The sequence below is a fragment of the Pseudomonas sp. GM25 genome (assembly GCF_000282255.1).
Lineage (GTDB): Bacteria > Pseudomonadota > Gammaproteobacteria > Pseudomonadales > Pseudomonadaceae > Aquipseudomonas > Aquipseudomonas aphyarum.
Genome location: NZ_AKJQ01000007.1, coordinates 17,403 through 34,584 on the forward strand (window position 1 = coordinate 17,403; position 17,182 = coordinate 34,584).

Annotated in this window: 13 protein-coding genes; 7 read left to right on the forward strand and 6 right to left on the reverse strand. The window is 60.5% G+C overall.

The window, feature by feature from the left end; translation table 11 throughout:
- Positions 1-217: 217 nt before the first annotated feature.
- The 5 genes from morA (at position 218) to PMI24_RS02270 (ending at position 8,620) form a co-directional block, all read left to right on the forward strand.
- On the forward strand, positions 218-4,066 hold the full coding sequence (gene morA / locus PMI24_RS02250; RefSeq protein ID WP_007950977.1) for a cyclic di-GMP receptor MorA: 3,849 nt from the start codon (positions 218-220) through the stop codon (positions 4,064-4,066).
- A gap of 238 nt (positions 4,067-4,304) precedes the next feature.
- Positions 4,305-5,558: a serine hydroxymethyltransferase gene (gene glyA / locus PMI24_RS02255; protein WP_007950978.1), complete on the forward strand. Its 1,254-nt coding sequence runs from the start codon at positions 4,305-4,307 to the stop codon at positions 5,556-5,558.
- Between the two features lie 276 nt (positions 5,559-5,834).
- On the forward strand, positions 5,835-7,148 hold the full coding sequence (locus tag PMI24_RS02260; RefSeq protein ID WP_007950979.1) for a C4-dicarboxylate transporter DctA: 1,314 nt from the start codon (positions 5,835-5,837) through the stop codon (positions 7,146-7,148).
- 49 nt (positions 7,149-7,197) lie between these two features.
- A complete protein-coding gene (locus tag PMI24_RS02265) occupies positions 7,198-7,902 on the forward strand; it encodes a FadR/GntR family transcriptional regulator (protein WP_007950980.1) in 705 nt (234 codons plus the stop codon).
- Positions 7,903-7,924: 22 nt separating this feature from the next.
- Entirely contained in the window at positions 7,925-8,620 is a 696-nt protein-coding gene (locus tag PMI24_RS02270; RefSeq protein WP_007950981.1) for a GntR family transcriptional regulator, read from the forward strand.
- A 13-nt stretch (positions 8,621-8,633) separates the two neighbouring features.
- Here PMI24_RS02270 and yjiA read toward each other — a convergent pair whose 3' ends face one another.
- The 3 genes from yjiA to PMI24_RS02285 all read right to left on the reverse strand — a co-directional run bounded on the left by yjiA (position 8,634) and on the right by PMI24_RS02285 (position 12,049).
- The gene (gene yjiA, locus PMI24_RS02275) at positions 8,634-9,608 is read right to left on the reverse strand and encodes a GTPase (protein WP_007950982.1); all 975 of its coding nucleotides are present in this window, start codon (positions 9,606-9,608) and stop codon (positions 8,634-8,636) included.
- Positions 9,609-9,769: 161 nt separating this feature from the next.
- Positions 9,770-9,967 carry a YbdD/YjiX family protein gene (locus PMI24_RS02280; RefSeq protein WP_003228401.1) on the reverse strand — a complete coding sequence of 66 codons (198 nt, stop codon included), beginning with the start codon at positions 9,965-9,967 and terminating at the stop codon, positions 9,770-9,772.
- Positions 9,968-9,982: 15 nt separating this feature from the next.
- A complete protein-coding gene (locus tag PMI24_RS02285) occupies positions 9,983-12,049 on the reverse strand; it encodes a carbon starvation CstA family protein (RefSeq protein ID WP_007950983.1) in 2,067 nt (688 codons plus the stop codon).
- Positions 12,050-12,208: 159 nt separating this feature from the next.
- Between PMI24_RS02285 and PMI24_RS02290 the strand changes: the two genes are divergently transcribed.
- On the forward strand, positions 12,209-12,577 hold the full coding sequence (locus tag PMI24_RS02290) for a PilZ domain-containing protein (protein WP_007950984.1): 369 nt from the start codon (positions 12,209-12,211) through the stop codon (positions 12,575-12,577).
- Here PMI24_RS02290 and radA read toward each other — a convergent pair whose 3' ends face one another.
- Both radA and katB read right to left on the reverse strand, forming a co-directional pair.
- The gene (radA, locus tag PMI24_RS02295; protein WP_007950985.1) at positions 12,578-13,945 is read right to left on the reverse strand and encodes a DNA repair protein RadA; all 1,368 of its coding nucleotides are present in this window, start codon (positions 13,943-13,945) and stop codon (positions 12,578-12,580) included.
- A 143-nt stretch (positions 13,946-14,088) separates the two neighbouring features.
- Complete coding sequence (gene katB, locus PMI24_RS02300; RefSeq protein WP_007950986.1) at positions 14,089-15,627, reverse strand: catalase KatB; 1,539 nt, start codon at positions 15,625-15,627, stop codon at positions 14,089-14,091.
- Positions 15,628-15,912: 285 nt separating this feature from the next.
- On the opposite strand from katB, the gene mscL reads away from it, so the two are divergent.
- Positions 15,913-16,326, forward strand: a complete 414-nt coding sequence (gene mscL / locus PMI24_RS02305) for a large-conductance mechanosensitive channel protein MscL (RefSeq protein ID WP_045121628.1) — start codon at positions 15,913-15,915, stop codon at positions 16,324-16,326.
- 32 nt (positions 16,327-16,358) lie between these two features.
- Here the strand turns inward: mscL and PMI24_RS02310 are convergent, their stop codons facing one another.
- The gene (locus PMI24_RS02310; protein WP_007950988.1) at positions 16,359-17,135 is read right to left on the reverse strand and encodes a ferredoxin--NADP reductase; all 777 of its coding nucleotides are present in this window, start codon (positions 17,133-17,135) and stop codon (positions 16,359-16,361) included.
- Positions 17,136-17,182 lie beyond the last annotated feature (47 nt).

The following is a 17,182-nucleotide window of genomic DNA, read 5'->3' on the forward strand; positions in this document are numbered from 1 at the left end:
AGCAGTCCGAGCCTGTTTTCAACGCAGTATTTCCGAGCGCAGTAGTTTTAACAGTGTCTGGGCTCCCGCGTAACCGGCAAAGCTACCTTAATGACCGATGGCAGTCCAGCCGAGCGGGGCTGGCACTTCGCCACAACTCAAGGCATGCTAGCCGCCCCTTGGGCGTCCGGCTTATAGTGCACGTCGCGCCAGTCCAGCCAGACCGCAGGATTACAGCTTGTCCAACGTCACTCCGCCAGCCTCTGTGAGCAGCACCCAACCGGCGCCCGGCTCGTCCCTGCGCGGAACATTGAAAGGCGCGCTGGCGACACTGGTGCTGTTGCTGCTCGCGTTGCTGTTCTGGCAGCTGCTCGATCAACTGCGCGAAACCCAGAAAAACCAGCGTCAGTACACCATCGACTACACCGCTGACCTCGCCGCTCAGGTCAGCCTGAACATGGCGCTGAACGCGCAGATCGCCCTCAATCTGCTACCGATCGTCGAACAGCCCCAATCGGCCGACGAACAGCAGGCGCTGCTGCGCAAGCTTCAGCAATCGCTGCCTGACCTGCGCAGCCTGGCCCTGCTCAGCCCGTCCGGCAAAATCCTCAGCGACAGCGCGACTGACAGCCACGACGCCGATTACCTCAGCGATCTGGTACGCCGCAGCCGCGCTCAGGCCCACTACTTCAGCAACGCCGACGACGGTTCGGTGGTGCATCTATTGCTGCATCAGGCTAGCGGCAGCACGCGCGGTTACTGGGCGCTGCGCCTGACGCCGACCTTCTTCGACGCACTGACCAAACAGGGCGACAGCGGTATCCGCCCGCTGTGGCTGGTGGAAAACCGCGTCAACCATCAGATCATCAGCCGCGACGAAGCCCTGCCTTCTTCCAAGACCAGCACCCTGACCCCGGACGATCTGGCCAACAGCGTACTGACCGTGCCGCTGAGCAGCAGCGACTGGCAACTGCGTGGCCTGTTCGACCGCCAGCATGTGCTCGAACAACTGCTGCCGGCGTTCATCGGCAAATGCCTGTTGGGCCTGGCACTCTCGCTGCTGCCGTTTATCGCGCTGCTCAACATGCGCCGCCGTCAGCGTCAGGTGCATGAAGGGCGTCGGCGTTATCAGGATATTTTCGAAGGCACCGGCGTGGCGCTGTGCGTGCTGGATCTTTCGGGGCTAAAGCAGGTTTTTGAAAAGGCCCAGATCCAGACCAGCGACCAGCTCAAGGCCTGGCTCGACCAGCCGGCGCAGCGCCAGCAATTGCTCCACGAACTGCGGGTCACCGAGGTCAACCAGGTTGCGCTGCAACTGCTCAACGTCAATTCCTGCGACCACGCCTGGCAACTGCTGATCGACGGCCAGCCACACAGTCAGTGCGCCATCGGCAATCAGGTGCTCGACGCGGTGCTCCAGCAGCAAAAGCAGCTGGAACTGGAAATCAAACTGCCGGACATCAATGGCCGCGACCAGCACCTGTGGCTGGTGCTGCGCCTGCCTCAGGAACAGCACGACTACAAGGCCGTGATCCTGAGCATCAACGACATCACCAGCCGCAAGCTGATCGAGCTGTCGCTGCTGGAGCGCGAAGGTTTCTGGTCGGACGTGGTGCGTACCGTGCCGGATCATCTGTATGTGCAGGACGTGATCAGCCAGCGGATGATCTTCAGCAACCACCACCTCGGCCAGACCCTCGGTTACAACCGTACCGAATTGCATCAGATGGGCGAGTACTTCTGGGAAATCCTCCTGCACCCTGAAGACGCCGACTATTACCACCGCTCGCGGCAGATGCAGCGTCACGCCGGTTACAGCCAGTTGTTGCAGTGTCAGTTGCGCTTCCGTCATCGCGACGGCAAGTGGCGGCGCTTCGACATTCGCGAACAGGCGCTGGCCCGGGACAAGCACGATCAGGTCACGCGGATCATCGGCGTGGCCAAGGACATCACCGAGCAGATCGAAGCCAGCGAGTCCCTGCGCGACAGCGAACAGCGCTACCGGATGCTCGCCGAAAGCATCAGCGACGTGATTTTCTCCACCGACAGCAAGCTGTCGCTGAACTACGTCAGCCCATCGGTACAAGCGGTGTTGGGTTATGACGCCGAGTGGATTTTCCAGAACGGCTGGCAATCGACCATCGCCAACCCGCAGCAGCTGAGCGGCATCTATCACCTGATGGATCGGGTCAGCAAAGCCTTGGGCAAACCCGAGCAACTGGTGATTTTGCGCAGCCAGGTGCAGACCCAGATGTTCCTGTTCGACTGCCTGCGCGCCGACGGCCGCAAGATCCCGATCGAACTGCGTCTGGTGCTGGTGTGGGACGAACACGGCGCCTTCGAAGGCGTGCTCGGGGTTGGTCGCGACATCAGCCAGCAGCGCCGTGCCGAGAAAGACCTGCGCATGGCGGCCACGGTTTTCGAGCACTCGACCTCGGCGATCCTGATCACCGACCCGGCCGGTTACATCGTCCAGGCCAACGAGGCGTTCAGCCGGGTCAGCGGCTACGCGGTGAGCGAGGTGCTCGACCAGTTGCCGAACATGCTGACCGTCGACGAACAGCAGGACGCGCACCTGCGCTACGTGCTCAAGCAGTTGCATCAGCACAGCACCTGGGAAGGTGAAGTCTGGCTCAAGCGCCGCAACGGCGAGCATTACCCGGCGTGGGTCGGCATCACCGCCGTGCTCGATGACGAGGGCGATCTGGCCAGTTACGTGTGTTTCTTCAGCGACATCAGCGAGCGCAAGGCCAGCGAGCAGCGGATTCACCGCCTCGCCTATTACGACGCCCTGACCCACCTGCCGAACCGCACGCTGTTCCAGGATCGTCTGCACACCGCGCTGCAATCGGCCGAGCGGCAGAAGTCGTGGGTGGTACTGATGTTCCTCGACCTCGACCGTTTCAAACCGATCAACGACTCCCTCGGCCACGCTGCCGGCGACCGCATGCTCAAGGACATGGCCACGCGGTTGCTGGCCTGCGTCGACGATGACGACACCGTGGCGCGAATGGGTGGCGACGAATTCACCCTGTTGCTGCAACACCGTTCCAGCCGCGAAATGGCGCTGAACCGTGCGATCCACGTGGCCGAGCAGATTCTCGCCAGCCTCGTACGGCCGTTCGTGCTCGAAGGCCGCGAGTTCTTCGTCACCGCCAGTATCGGCATCGCCCTGAGCCCGCAGGACGGCAACGAACTCAGCCAACTGATGAAGAACGCCGACACCGCGATGTATCACGCCAAGGAGCGCGGCAAGAACAACTTCCAGTTCTATCAGGCCGACATGAACGCCAGTGCGCTGGAGCGTCTGGAGCTGGAAAGCGATTTGCGCCACGCCCTCGAGCAGAACGAATTCGTGTTGTATTACCAGCCGCAGTTCAGCGGCGACGGCAAACGCCTGACCGGCGCCGAAGCCCTGCTGCGCTGGCGTCATCCGCGTCGTGGACTGGTGCCGCCGGGGGACTTCATCCCGGTGCTCGAAGAACTCGGGCTGGTGGTGGACGTTGGCGACTGGGTGATCAGCGAGGCCTGCCGTCAGCTCAAGACCTGGCACCAGAGCCGCGTGCGCGTGCCGAAAGTCTCGGTGAACATTTCCGCCCGGCAGTTCTCCGACGGCCAGCTCGGCACGCGGATCGCCACCATCCTCAAGGAAACCGGCCTGCCGCCGGCGTGCCTGGAACTGGAGCTGACCGAAAGTATCCTGATGCGCGAAGTCAGCGAGGCGATGCAGATCCTCGCCGGCCTGAAGAACCTCGGCCTGAGCATCGCGGTCGACGACTTCGGCACCGGTTACTCATCGCTGAACTACCTCAAGCAATTCCCGATCGACGTGCTGAAGATCGACCGCACCTTCGTCGACGGCCTGCCGTCCGGCGAGCAGGACGCGCAGATTGCCCGGGCAATCATCGCCATGGCCCACAGCCTGAATCTGGCGGTGATCGCCGAGGGCGTGGAAACCCATGAGCAACTGGACTTCCTGCGCGAGCATGGCTGCGACGAGGTTCAGGGCTATTTGTTCGGACGGCCGATGCCGGCGGGACGGTTCGAGGCGCAGTTCAGCAATGATGCGCTGTTCATGTTCGACTGAAGATCGGCGGCGCGATCTTCGCGAGCAAGCTCGCTTCCACAGGGATTGATGTCGATCACAAAATCGCGGGGCAGCCTCGGTTATTGTGCGAACCGGCTGGTCAACGAAGGCCGGCACGGACGCCACATATCTGGTCATGAACGCCACTTGTCTGCGACATGATGTCGTTTCATATGCCATCCAAAACCCGATGGGTTAGAATGCCCCCCTTTTCTGCCCCCGATCCTTGAGGACCGCCATGTTCAGCCGTGATTTGACTATTGCCAAGTACGACGCCGATCTTTTTGCCGCCATGGAGCAAGAAGCCCAGCGCCAGGAAGAACACATCGAGCTGATCGCTTCGGAGAACTACACCAGCCCAGCGGTGATGGAAGCTCAAGGCTCGGTACTGACCAACAAGTACGCCGAAGGCTACCCGGGCAAGCGCTACTACGGTGGTTGCGAGTACGTCGACGTTGTCGAGCAACTGGCCATCGACCGCGCCAAGGAACTGTTCGGCGCCGACTACGCCAACGTTCAGCCGCACGCAGGTTCCCAAGCCAACGCTGCTGTTTACCTGGCCCTGCTGTCGGCCGGTGACACCATCCTGGGCATGAGCCTGGCTCACGGCGGTCACCTGACCCACGGCGCCAGCGTTTCCTCCTCCGGCAAGCTGTACAACGCCATCCAGTACGGCATCGACGCCAACGGCCTGATCGACTACGACGAAGTCGAGCGTCTGGCAGTTGAGCACAAGCCGAAAATGATCGTGGCTGGTTTCTCTGCCTACTCGCAGATCCTCGACTTCCCGCGCTTCCGCGCCATCGCCGACAAGGTTGGCGCCTACCTGTTCGTCGACATGGCTCACGTGGCCGGTCTGGTCGCCGCTGGCGTCTACCCGAACCCGGTTCCGTTCGCTGACGTCGTGACCACCACCACCCACAAGACCCTGCGCGGTCCACGTGGTGGCCTGATCCTGGCCAAGGCCAACGCCGACATCGAGAAGAAGCTGAACTCCGCGGTATTCCCGGGCGCCCAGGGCGGCCCGCTGGAGCACGTGATCGCCGCCAAAGCGATCTGCTTCAAGGAAGCACTGCAGCCTGAGTTCAAGGCTTACCAGCAACAAGTGGTGAAAAACGCCCAGGCCATGGCCGGCGTGTTCATCGAGCGCGGTTTCGACGTGGTTTCCGGCGGTACTGAAAACCACCTGTTCCTGCTGTCGCTGATCAAGCAGGAAATCTCCGGTAAAGACGCCGACGCCGCTCTGGGCAAAGCGTTCATCACCGTGAACAAGAACTCCGTGCCAAATGACCCACGCTCCCCGTTCGTCACCTCCGGCCTGCGCTTCGGTACTCCGGCTGTGACCACTCGCGGCTTCAAAGAGGCTGAGTGCAAAGAGCTGGCCGGCTGGATCTGCGACATCCTGGCTGACCTGAACAACGAAGCGGTGATCGACGCTGTTCGTGAGAAAGTCAAAGCCATCTGCAAGAAACTGCCGGTATACGGCGCTTAATTGCGACGTTAAAACCGCAGCATGAAAAACCGGCCAGTGATGGCCGGTTTTTTTTCGCCCGCAAAAAAGTTTCGAACGCTAAATGGCTCAAGGTCGGGGTCTCGCGCCCAACTGGTCAGACCGGTCATGCCAATTCGTCATTTTTCACTTGCGATCCGTAAAAAACAGCGCCTAGACTGCACCCGCACTGGACATACCGGTAAGACCACAATAATTAAGTCCTGAATCTGATGCGCCCCGCGCACGGCAGCCAGGACACCGACCAGGATTCCTCCCATGCTCAGATGGTGCTCGCGTTCAATCTTCCTCCAAGTGGTTCTCGGACTGGTGCTCGGCATCGTCTGCGGGCTGACCCTTCCTGAATACTCAGCCCAGCTCAAACCGCTCGGCGACGGTTTCATCAAACTGATCAAGATGCTCATCGGCCTGATCGTGTTCTGCGTGGTGGTCAGCGGCATCAGCGGCGCCGGCGACCTGAAGAAGGTCGGGCGCATCGGCCTCAAGTCGGTGATCTACTTCGAAGTGCTGACCACCATCGCCCTGGTGATCGGTCTGGTGTTCGCCTTCAGCACCGGGATCGGCAGCGGCGCCAATATCCATCTGGAGCAACTGTCCGCCGCCGACATGGGCGACATCGCCGAACGCGGCCAGCACATGCACACCACCACCCAGTTCCTGATGGACCTGATCCCGACTTCGGTACTCGGCGCCTTTGCCGACAACAACATCCTGCAAGTGCTGTTGTTCTCGGTGCTGTTCGGCAGCGCGTTGAACCTGGTGGGCGAAGCGGCTTCCGGGATCTCGCGGCTGATCAACGAGCTGAGCCATGTGATCTTCCGCATCATGGGCATGATCGTGCGTCTGGCGCCGATCGGCGTATTCGGTGCCATCGCCTTCACCACCAGCAAATATGGCCTGGATTCGCTGCAACACCTGGGCAGCCTGGTCGGTTTGTTCTACCTGACCTGCATCGCCTTCGTCGCGCTGATTCTCGGTCTGGTGATGCGCCTGTCCGGTCTGCGCATGTGGCCGTTGCTCAAGTACCTGCGTGAAGAACTGCTGATCGTCATGGGCACCGCCTCCTCCGACGCCGTGCTGCCGCAGATCATGCGCAAGCTGGAACATCTGGGCATCGGCAGCTCGACCGTCGGGCTGGTGATTCCCACCGGTTACTCGTTCAACCTCGACGGATTCTCGATCTACCTGACCCTGGCCATCGTGTTCATCGCCAACGCCACCGGTACGCCGCTGGCCATGACCGATCTGCTGACGATTTTGCTGGTGTCGCTGATCACCTCCAAAGGTGCCCACGGCATTCCGGGCTCGGCGCTGGTGATTCTCGCGGCCACGCTGACGGCCATCCCGGCGATTCCGGTGGTCGGTCTGGTGCTGGTGCTGGCGGTGGACTGGTTCATGGGCATCGGCCGCGCGCTGACCAACCTGATCGGCAACTGCGTCGCCACCGTGGCCATCGCCCGCTGGGAAAAGGACATCGACGTGCAGCGGGCGAACAAGGTGCTCAACGGCGAGCAGGGCTATAACTTTCAGCCGAGAAAAACGGTCGTTCAAGCGGCGGCCAAAGAATTCTGAATGATCGCCGTGCCTGTGCAAATGCAGGCACGGCTCATGGAGCGAACACGTGATAACTACATCAACCGTCGTCAACTCAGTGGTGGAAAAACTCCGGGCCGCGCTGGCCCGTGGTCAGTGGCGCTCCGGCGAGATGCTGCCGGGCCAGCGCGAATTGGCCGAACAGCTCGGCATCAGCCGCCCGAGCCTGCGCGAAGCGGTAATCGTGCTGGAAACCCTCGGCCTGGTGCGCTCGATGCCGGGCAAAGGCGTGGTGGTGCTCGACGCCCAGGCCAGTGACAGCCAAAGCCACGACAGCGCGGTAGCCGGCGCCAGCCTCGAAGACGTGCTGCAACTGCGCTACACCCTCGAACCGTTCATCGTTGGTCTGGTGGCGCAGTCGATCAGCAGCAAGGAAGTCGGCCAGTTGCGCCTGACCCTGATGGACATGCGCGAAGCCCTCGAAGCGGGCGACAGCGAGGCCGGGGTCAGCGCCTACATCGCGTTCCACGAAGAACTGTTCACCCTGACCTCGAACCCGATTTTCCAGAGCGTGGTGCAACAGACCAGCAACGCCCTCAAGCAAAGCGCCGAAGTACTGCGCAATTCGCCGGAGCACCTGGCCGAACGCCTTGAGGAAAACGAAGCCGTGGTGCGCGCAATCCGCAGCAAGAACAGCGCACAGGCCAGCGCCGAAATGCGCCGGCACATCCTGCGTGAAGGCCAGCGGATGGGCATCGAGCTGAATATTCCGGATGACAACCTGAGCCACTGAAACGCCTCACTGGAGACCGGCCATGAACAGTCTTGCCACGCCGTCGCACCCTCGCCCGACCTCGACGGCCCTGCCCTTCTCCCGCCTGCACGCGCCGGTGGACGATCTGTATCCGCGCCTGTTCGACGCAATCCTCGAGCAACGCATCGATGCCGCCAGCCGTTTCACCGAAGAAAGTCTCAAGCAGATGTTCGGCGTCAGCCGCGCTGATGTGCGTCGGGTGCTGACCCAGCTGTCCCACGAACAGATCATCGTGCTGCGGGCCAACCACCGACCGCGAGTGGCCACGCCGGATGCCGAGCAGACACGTCAGGCCCTGCACGCCCGGCGTCTGGCCGAGAACACGCTGGTGCGATTGGCTTGTCAGCATGCGCAGGCTGAAGATTTGAAGCGCCTGCGAGCGTTAATCGAACGTGAGCGTCAGGCTGTGGATAAAGATCGGCGCGGGGCGGCAATTCGCCTTTCCGGGGAGTTTCATTTGCAGGTAGCGAAAATGGCGCGCAATGCACCGTTGGCGCATTTTCTCGGCACGTTGGTGCCGCTGACCTCACTGGCGATTGCGCGATGCACTGAAACCACGCACAGCTGTTGCGGCTGGCAGGATCACGCCCGGATCGTCGAGGCGATCGAGCGTGATGACGCTGCCGAGGCGGTGTCGCTGATGAACCGTCATCTGGATCATCTGGAGCAGACGATTCTCAGCGGCTGCATGCACTGAAAGCGCGGCGGACTCAGTTCGCCGCTACTTTGGCAAACCCCGCCCGGATTTTCTCTTCCGGCAAATCGTCGGCGATAAACACGATCACGCTTTCCCGCGCCTCGCCTTCCGCCCACTCGGTGTCCCAGTCAAAGCCGTAGAGTTTCAGCACGCCCTGAAACACCAGCCGCCGATCTTCACCGGCAATGTTCAACACGCCTTTGTAGCGCAGCAGTTGCTTGCCGTGCTCTTCCAGCAATTCATTCATGAACTCGCTGAGCTGATCGATATCCAGCGGCTGATCGGTGCGCAGCACCAGACTGGAAATCCGGTCGATGGACGGCGCCTTGCTCACGGGCCGCAAGCTCACCCCGCCGCCGAGATCGGCATTCAGGTTGAAACCGCGCACATCGAGCAATTCAGCCAGATCGATGTTGCCGTGTTCGACCACGCGAATCGGTGCACGGCGGTTGATGCGGGTCAGTCGTTCGCTGAGCGCCGTGAACGCGGCCTCGTCCACCAGATCGGTCTTGCTCACCAGCAAGCGGTCGGCAAAACCGATCTGCGCCTGGGCGATGGTCTGGGTCAGGTGCAGTTCGGCGTGAGCCGCGTCGACGAGGGTGATGATGCCGTCGAGCAGATAACGCTCGCGCAGTTCTTCGTCGATGAAAAAGGTCTGCGCCACCGGGGCCGGGTCGGCCAAGCCGGTGCATTCGATGACCAGCCGATCGAAAGCGATTTCGCCGCTGTCCAGGCGTTCGAGCAGCAGGTACAGGGCCTTGGTCAGGTCGGTGTGGATGGTGCAGCAGACGCAGCCGTTGGCCAGGGTCATGACTTGCACCGGCTCGTCGCCCAGCAATTGGGTGTCGATACCGGCGTCGCTGAATTCGTTTTCGATCACGGCGATTTTCAGGCCGTGCTCGGCTTTCAACAGATGGCGCAGCAAGGTGGTCTTGCCGGCGCCGAGGAAACCGCTGAGCACCGTTACAGGTATTGGAGAAGACAACATCGATCCCCTTCACAAAATTGATGAACAACACAAAACAAATGTGGGAGCGGGCTTGCTCGCGAAAGGGTCGTGTCAGTCGACATCATTGCTCAATGACACACCGCTTTCGCGAGCAAGCCCGCTCCCACAGTTGGGGACTGCATCAACCGAAGGCTGTCAGATCAACAGCACTTCGGCCCACCCTTGCCACCGTAACGGGCTTCCTGACGTTCGCGAAAGAACATCTCGTAGCTCATCACCGGTTTGTCCGGGTGTTTGGTCTGCATATGCTCGACGTAGGTGTCGTAGTCGGGCATGCCGACCATCAGGCGCGCGGCCTGACCGAGGTATTTACCGAGGCGACTCAGGTCATTGAACATGCTGCAATCCTCTGTTTACGCGTCCGGCAGGGCCTGGAATGGCGATTCTTTGTCCGTACGCTCTTTTTTGCCCCAGGCGGCGATGCCGACCTTGAGCGCATAGAACAGGATGCTGAATACCACGAACAGGAACAGCGCGGTCAATGTAGCGTTGGTGTAGGCGTTGAAGATCACGTGCTGCATCTGCTCGACGCTTTTCGCCGGCGCCAGCACCTGACCGTTGGCCAGTGCATCGCTGTACTTCTTGGCCAGCGACAGGAAACCGATCGCCGGGTTGGCGTCGAACAGCTTGATGAAGCCTGCAGTCGTGGTGCAGATCAGCAGCCAGGTGGCCGGCAGCAGGGTGACCCAGATGTAGCGCTGGCGCTTCATCTTGATCAGGACCACGGTGCCGAGCATCAGCGCGATACCGGCCAGCATCTGGTTGGAGATACCGAACAGCGGCCACAAGGTATTGATCCCGCCCAGTGGATCGACCACGCCCTGATACAGCAACCAGCCCCACATCGCCACACAACCGGCGGTGGCGATCAGGTTGGCGGACCAGGATTCGGTACGTTTCAGCGCCGGTACGAAGGAGCCGAGCAGGTCCTGCAGCATGAAGCGACCGGCACGGGTACCGGCATCGACTGCGGTCAGGATGAAAAGCGCTTCGAACAGGATCGCGAAGTGGTACCAGAACGCCATGGTGTTTTCACCCGGCAGCACACTGTGCAGGATCTGCGCGATACCGACCGCCAGGGTCGGCGCACCGCCGGCACGGGCCAGGATGGTGGTTTCGCCGATGTCATGCGCCACGGCTTGCAGGGCTTCCGGGGTAATTGCAAAGCCCCAGTTGCTGACCGCAGTTGCCACGGACACCACGTCACCGCCGACCACGGCGGCCGGACTGTTCATGGCGAAGTACACGCCTGGCTCGATCACCGAGGCAGCGACCATGGCCATGATGGCCACGAACGATTCCATCAGCATGCCGCCGTAACCGATGTAACGGGCGTTGGTTTCGTTATCCAGCAGCTTCGGCGTTGTCCCGGAAGAGATCAGCGCGTGGAAACCGGATACCGCACCGCAAGCGATGGTGATGAACAGGAACGGGAACAGACCGCCCTTCCACACCGGGCCGGTGCCGTCGACGAACTGGGTCAGTGCCGGCATTTTCAGCTCGGGCATGGTCACCAGGATGCCGATCGCCAGGGCGACGATGGTACCGATCTTGAGGAACGTGGAGAGATAGTCACGCGGCGCCAGAATCAGCCAAACCGGCAGCGAAGCGGCGACGAAACCGTAACCGACCAACATCCAGGTAATCTGCACGCCAGTGAAGGTGAAGGCCTTGGCCCAGACCGGATCGGCGGCAATCTGCCCACCGAGCCAGATCGAACCCAGCAGCAGCAACACGCCAACTACCGAGATCTCGCCGATTCGCCCCGGACGGATGTAGCGCATGTAGATGCCCATGAACATCGCGATCGGAATGGTCGCCATCACGGTGAAGATGCCCCACGGGCTTTCAGCCAGGGCTTTCACCACGATCAGCGCCAGCACCGCGAGGATGATGATCATGATCAGGAAGCAGCCGAACAGCGCGATGGTGCCGGGGATACGGCCCATTTCTTCACGCACCATGTCGCCCAGGGAACGGCCGTTGCGACGGGTCGACATGAACAGGACCATGAAGTCCTGCACCGCGCCCGCCAGCACAACGCCGGCGATCAGCCACAGCGTACCGGGCAGATAGCCCATCTGCGCCGCCAGTACCGGGCCGACCAGCGGACCTGCGCCGGCGATGGCCGCGAAGTGGTGACCGAAGAGAATGTGTTTGTTGGTTGGAACGTAGTCCAGACCGTCGTTGTTGAGCACGGCGGGGGTGGCCCGACGCGGATCGAGTTGCATCACATTGTTAGCGATGAACAGACTGTAGTAACGGTACGCAACCAGATAAATGGCCACGGCGGCGACCACAATCCACAAGGCGTTGATCGCCTCGCCTCGGCGCAATGCCACTACGCCAAGGGCGCACGCTCCTACGATTGCCAGCAGCAGCCAGGGTAAGTGGCGTAGCAGGCTATTATTATTTTTCATTTTATTATTCCAGCCAGGGTGGACAAGAAAGACAGCCACCCCGAGTTTAGCGCTACTGGCGGCAAAGGCCATACCCCGACATTGGTCTAGACAGTCCATTCGTTGGCATCACCCCGCCGGTCGGGTCTATAGTCAGCTGACCTTCCTGAGGATTGCGCCATGAGCGAGCACCCGTCCGAGCGTCGCCGCTTCAAACGTATCGCGTTCGATGCCAGAACCGAATTGAGCCAGGGCGAGTACATCTGGCCGGTGAAGCTGATCGACCTGTCGCTCAAGGGGCTGTTGATCGAGCGGCCGGAACCCTGGCTGGGGGATGAAACGCAGGACTTCAACGTCGACATTCACCTGAGCGACGACACCGACATCCAGATGGATGTGCAACTGGCACACGACGATCATGGTCAGTTGGGCTTCCAGTGCCGGCACATCAGCCTGGAATCGATTCAGCGCCTGCGCCGTCTGATCGAGCTCAACCTCGGGGATGAGGCCGAGCTCGAACGAGAGCTTGGGGCATTGATGGACGTCTGATTACTCGAAGAGTGAATCCAGCGCCTGCTCCAGACGTGTCACCGCAATGATCTGCAAGCCTGGCGGCGCTTCCTTCGGCGCGTTGCCCTTGGGCACGATCGCACGCTTGAAGCCGTGCTTGGCGGCTTCCTTCAATCGCTCCTGACCGCTCGGCACCGGGCGCACTTCGCCGGACAGGCCGACTTCACCGAACACCAGCAAGTCATGGGGTAACGGCCGGTTGCGCAGGCTCGACATGACGGCGGCCATCAAGGCCAGGTCGGACGCGGTTTCCAGCACCTTCACCCCGCCGACCACGTTGAGGAACACGTCCTGATCGTGAGTCGGAATGCCGCCATGGCGGTGCAACACCGCCAGCAGCATCGCCAGACGATTCTGATCCAGACCCAGCGTCACCCGACGCGGGTTGGCCAGATGGCTGTCATCCACCAGCGCCTGAACTTCCACCAGCATCGGCCGGGTGCCTTCCCACGTTGCCATCACCACACTGCCCGGGACTTCTTCCTGAGCGCGGGTGAGAAAAATCGCCGAAGGGTTGGAGACTTCTTTCAGGCCCTTGTCAGTCATGCCGAAAACGCCGAGTTCGTTGACCGCGCCGAAACGGTTTTTCACCGCTCGCAGCAAACGCAACCGGCCATCGGACTCGCCTTCGAAATACAGCACGGTATCGACCATGTGCTCCAGAACGCGCGGCCCTGCGAGCGCGCCTTCCTTGGTCACGTGGCCGACCAGGAAAATCGCCGTGCCGCTTTGCTTGGCGTAGCGCACCAGCAACGCCGCACTTTCGCGTACCTGGGACACGCCGCCCGGCGCCGATTGCAGTTGTTCGGTGAAGATCGTCTGGATCGAGTCGATCACCATCACCTTGGGTTTTTCCTGACGGGCGGTGGCGATGATGGTTTCGATACAGGTTTCGGTCATGACCCGCAGTTGATCCTGCGGCAGGCCCAGGCGGCGCGCGCGCATGGCGACCTGTTGCTGGGATTCCTCACCGGTGACGTACAGCGCCGGCATGCTCTTGGCGAGGTTGCACAGGGTCTGCAAAAGGATCGTTGATTTGCCGATACCCGGATCGCCGCCGATCAGCACCACCGAACCGTCCACCAGACCACCGCCGAGCACTCGGTCCAGCTCGCCGGAGGCTGTGGAAAAACGCGGAATCTCTTCGATGCTGACTTCGGCCAGGGTCTTGATCTGGGCCTGCTGCCCGGCCCAGCCGGTACGCCCGCTCGGGGCGGCCGCACCGCCGCTCTCGACCATGGTTTCGGTCAGGGTGTTCCAGGCGCCGCATTCGCCGCACTGCCCCGCCCACTTGGGAAAGGTTGCGCCGCACTCGGTGCAGCCATACATGCGCTTGGCCTTGGCCATCTGAACCCCCGGCAAAAACCGCGATGATAACGCAGCCATCGCCGATCAGCGCGGCGCGCCGGGACGGATTTCTCCGCTGGCCAGACGCGCGGCGCTGCTGTCGGTCAATCCCCGACAATTGCCGGGGCTTGAAAGGGCCGCTGTCAGTCGACCAGTTTGGCCGCCAGGGCCTTGACCCGATCCAGGTCACCCTTGGCCACTTTGGTCACACCGGCACCGTATTCAGGATCCGCCTTATAAAGGAAGGACAGCATGATGTGCTTGCTCTCGTCGTCGGCACCCGCCAGCGAACCGCCAAAGCTCTCGATCAGATCCTGGCGCTCCTTCTTGCTGAACGAGCGATACAGATCACCGGCCTGCTTGAAGTTCTGCTCGCGCTGGATCTTCGCCTGTTGCGTGCTGCCCTGCAGCGCGGTCTGGCTGTAGCGCGCACCTGGCGTCTCTTCACGTGGTTGCAGACGGCTTGGCTGATAGTTGACGCCCGAGGTGCTCGCACCGGTATTCATCGCGCCATCCTGATTGCCATTGTTGATGGCGGTTTTGGCGGCATTGATCGGCAATTGCAGGGCGTTGGCACCGAGGCGATACATTTGCGTATCGGCATAGGCAAATATCCGGCCTTGCAGCAGACGGTCTTCCGAGGGCTCGATGCCCGGCACCACATTCGATGGCGCCATGGCTACTTGTTCGGTTTCCTGGAAGACATTCGCAGGATTGCGGTTCAAGACCATTTGTCCAACTTTTCGCTCTGGAATACCTGGCCAGATCTTGGTTGCATCAAGAGGATCGAAATCAAACTTGGACAAATCTTGCGGATTCAAGACCTGGATGTACAAGTCCCACTTGGGAAAGTTACCCTTGTTAATATTTGTTACTAAATCGTGAGTCATGTGACTGTAATCCCGGCCCTGAACTTGCACAACTTGTTGCGGATCGAGATTCTTGATGCCCTGCAAACTTTTCCAGTGAAACTTCACATAGTGAACATCGCCCTTGGCGTTGACCAACTTGTAGGCATGCACACTGTTGCCATCCATCTCCCGATAACTGGCCGGGGTTCCCGAGTTGGAATACAACTCCGTCAATGTGCGGGTGGCCTCAGGTACATGGGAAAAGAAATCGAAGCGACGCGAGTCATCGTCAAGGTTGGTTCGCGGATCGGGCTTGAAGGCATGCACCATGTCCGGAAACTTGATCGCATCGCGGATGAAGAATGTCGGGAAGTTGTTACCCACCAGATCCCAATTACCGTCGGCAGTGTAGAACTTGGTTGCGAAGCCACGTGGGTCACGCAGGGTCTCCGGAGAATGGTTGCCGTGAACCACCGCCGAGAAACGCACGAACACCGGCGTGACCTGGCCGGCGGTAAACACCTTGGCCTTGCTCAGATCGCTCAGATCGTTGGTCGCAGTGAACGTACCATGGGCACCAGTGCCTCGGGCATGCACAACGCGTTCGGGAATGCGCTCGCGGTCGAAGCGTTGCAGCTTCTGGATCAGTTGCACGTCCTGCAACAGTACCGGGCCGTTGGCGCCGGCGGTTTGCGAGTTCTGGTTGTCGCCGACTGCCGCGCCGTTATCCCGGGTCAGGGGTGCGGCGTTCACGGAAAGGGTCAACAGGCTGGCGGCCAATACACCAACGGTGCGACGGGGAATAACCCCTGAACCAAGCGTGGAATTCATTTCAGGTTCCTCTGTTTTTTTGAGGCGCATCCAGGTGCGCCAGACAGAGGCTAGAAGCTCGATTCGCCAAACCTAAATAGAAAGATCACAACGCCGTGATTGAATATTTTTTCTTCGGAATCAGCGGTTTGAGGCGTATTCCGCGCGCGATTAGTGGCACTTTGCAAACTAATTGCGAAATGGTGTGTCGATAAAAACAGGCTTTGTAAGAAGGTGTTACGCGCAGGACGCGTTATGCTGATTTACACTGCGTACACCAAACTCATCTGTAACAAGGAAATAACTATGGGCGTGCTCAGCGAGTTCAAGGCCTTCGCGGTCAAAGGCAATGTGGTCGACATGGCCGTCGGTATCATTATCGGTGCGGCCTTCGGCAAGATCGTTTCGTCGTTTGTCGGCGATGTGATCATGCCGCCAATCGGTCTGCTGATCGGCGGAGTGGATTTCAGTGACCTGGCCATCACGCTGAAAGCCGCCGAGGGCAATGCTCCCGCGGTGATGTTGGCGTACGGTAAATTCATCCAGAGCATTCTTGACTTCGTGATCGTCGCCTTCGCGATTTTCATGGGCGTCAAAGCCATCAACCGCTTGAAACGCGAAGAAGCCGTGGCGCCGACCCTGCCGCCGGTACCGACCAAGGAAGAAGAACTGCTGGGCGAGATCCGCGATCTGCTCAAGGCTCAGAACAACCGGCCTTGAACACATAAACGGCGCCTGAGGGCGCCGTTTTCTTACCAGTAGTTTTCCACCGCCACCTGTCCCGGTCGCCGCGTCAGACTCAAGGCCATGCCGCGTTGCTTGAGCAAGGCCCGGGTGTCATCGATCATCTGGGGATTACCGCAGAGCATGACCCGCGAATGCGCCGGGGTCAGCTCGACGCCTGCCACCCTCTCCAGCTCGCCATTTTCGATCAGCGTGGTGATGCGTCCGTTGAGGGCGCCCGCATACGGTTCACGGGTGACCACCGGAATGAACTGGAATTTGTGTGCATATTCGGTCAGGTAGTCACGCTGCGTCAGCTCGGCAATCAGTGTTTGATAAGCCAGCTCTCGAGCCTCTCGCACGCTGTAGACCAGAATGATTCGTTCAAACTTTTCCCAGACTTCGAAGTCCTGAAGGATCGACAGAAACGGTGCCACCCCCGTGCCTGTGGATAACAGCCAGAGATCGCGGCCATCAATGAAGCGATCCAGCGTCAGATAACCAAAGGCCTGGCGCTCGATCAGCAAGCTATCCCCCGCCTTCAGCCGGCTCAGTTCGCTGGTGAACTCACCACCTGGCACCACGATGGAAAAGAATTCCAGAAACTCGTCGAACGGCGAAGACACCATCGAATAGGCGCGCCACACCGTACTGCCGTCCTCACGGGTCACGCCAATCCGCGCGAATTGCCCGGCGCGGAAGCGGAAACCGGCATCGCGCGTGGTACGCAGGGTGAACAGGTTCGGGGTCAGCGGTTGTACATCGAGCAATGTCTGGCGGCTGAATTTTTCGCTGCTGGCGGTCATCGATTCACTCCATCAACAATGAACCGATTGTTACTCATAATTACGCA

Coding starts and splice junctions, on each gene's coding strand:
- glyA (WP_007950978.1), top strand. CDS start 4,305: ATGTTCAGCCGTGATTTGACTATTGCCAAGTACGACGCCGATCTTTTT.
- PMI24_RS02260 (WP_007950979.1), top strand. CDS start 5,835: ATGCTCAGATGGTGCTCGCGTTCAATCTTCCTCCAAGTGGTTCTCGGA.
- PMI24_RS02270 (WP_007950981.1), top strand. CDS start 7,925: ATGAACAGTCTTGCCACGCCGTCGCACCCTCGCCCGACCTCGACGGCC.
- yjiA (WP_007950982.1), bottom strand. CDS start 9,608: ATGTTGTCTTCTCCAATACCTGTAACGGTGCTCAGCGGTTTCCTCGGC.
- PMI24_RS02280 (WP_003228401.1), bottom strand. CDS start 9,967: ATGTTCAATGACCTGAGTCGCCTCGGTAAATACCTCGGTCAGGCCGCG.
- PMI24_RS02285 (WP_007950983.1), bottom strand. CDS start 12,049: ATGAAAAATAATAATAGCCTGCTACGCCACTTACCCTGGCTGCTGCTG.
- PMI24_RS02290 (WP_007950984.1), top strand. CDS start 12,209: ATGAGCGAGCACCCGTCCGAGCGTCGCCGCTTCAAACGTATCGCGTTC.
- radA (WP_007950985.1), bottom strand. CDS start 13,945: ATGGCCAAGGCCAAGCGCATGTATGGCTGCACCGAGTGCGGCGCAACC.
- katB (WP_007950986.1), bottom strand. CDS start 15,627: ATGAATTCCACGCTTGGTTCAGGGGTTATTCCCCGTCGCACCGTTGGT.
- mscL (WP_045121628.1), top strand. CDS start 15,913: ATGGGCGTGCTCAGCGAGTTCAAGGCCTTCGCGGTCAAAGGCAATGTG.
- PMI24_RS02310 (WP_007950988.1), bottom strand. CDS start 17,135: ATGACCGCCAGCAGCGAAAAATTCAGCCGCCAGACATTGCTCGATGTA.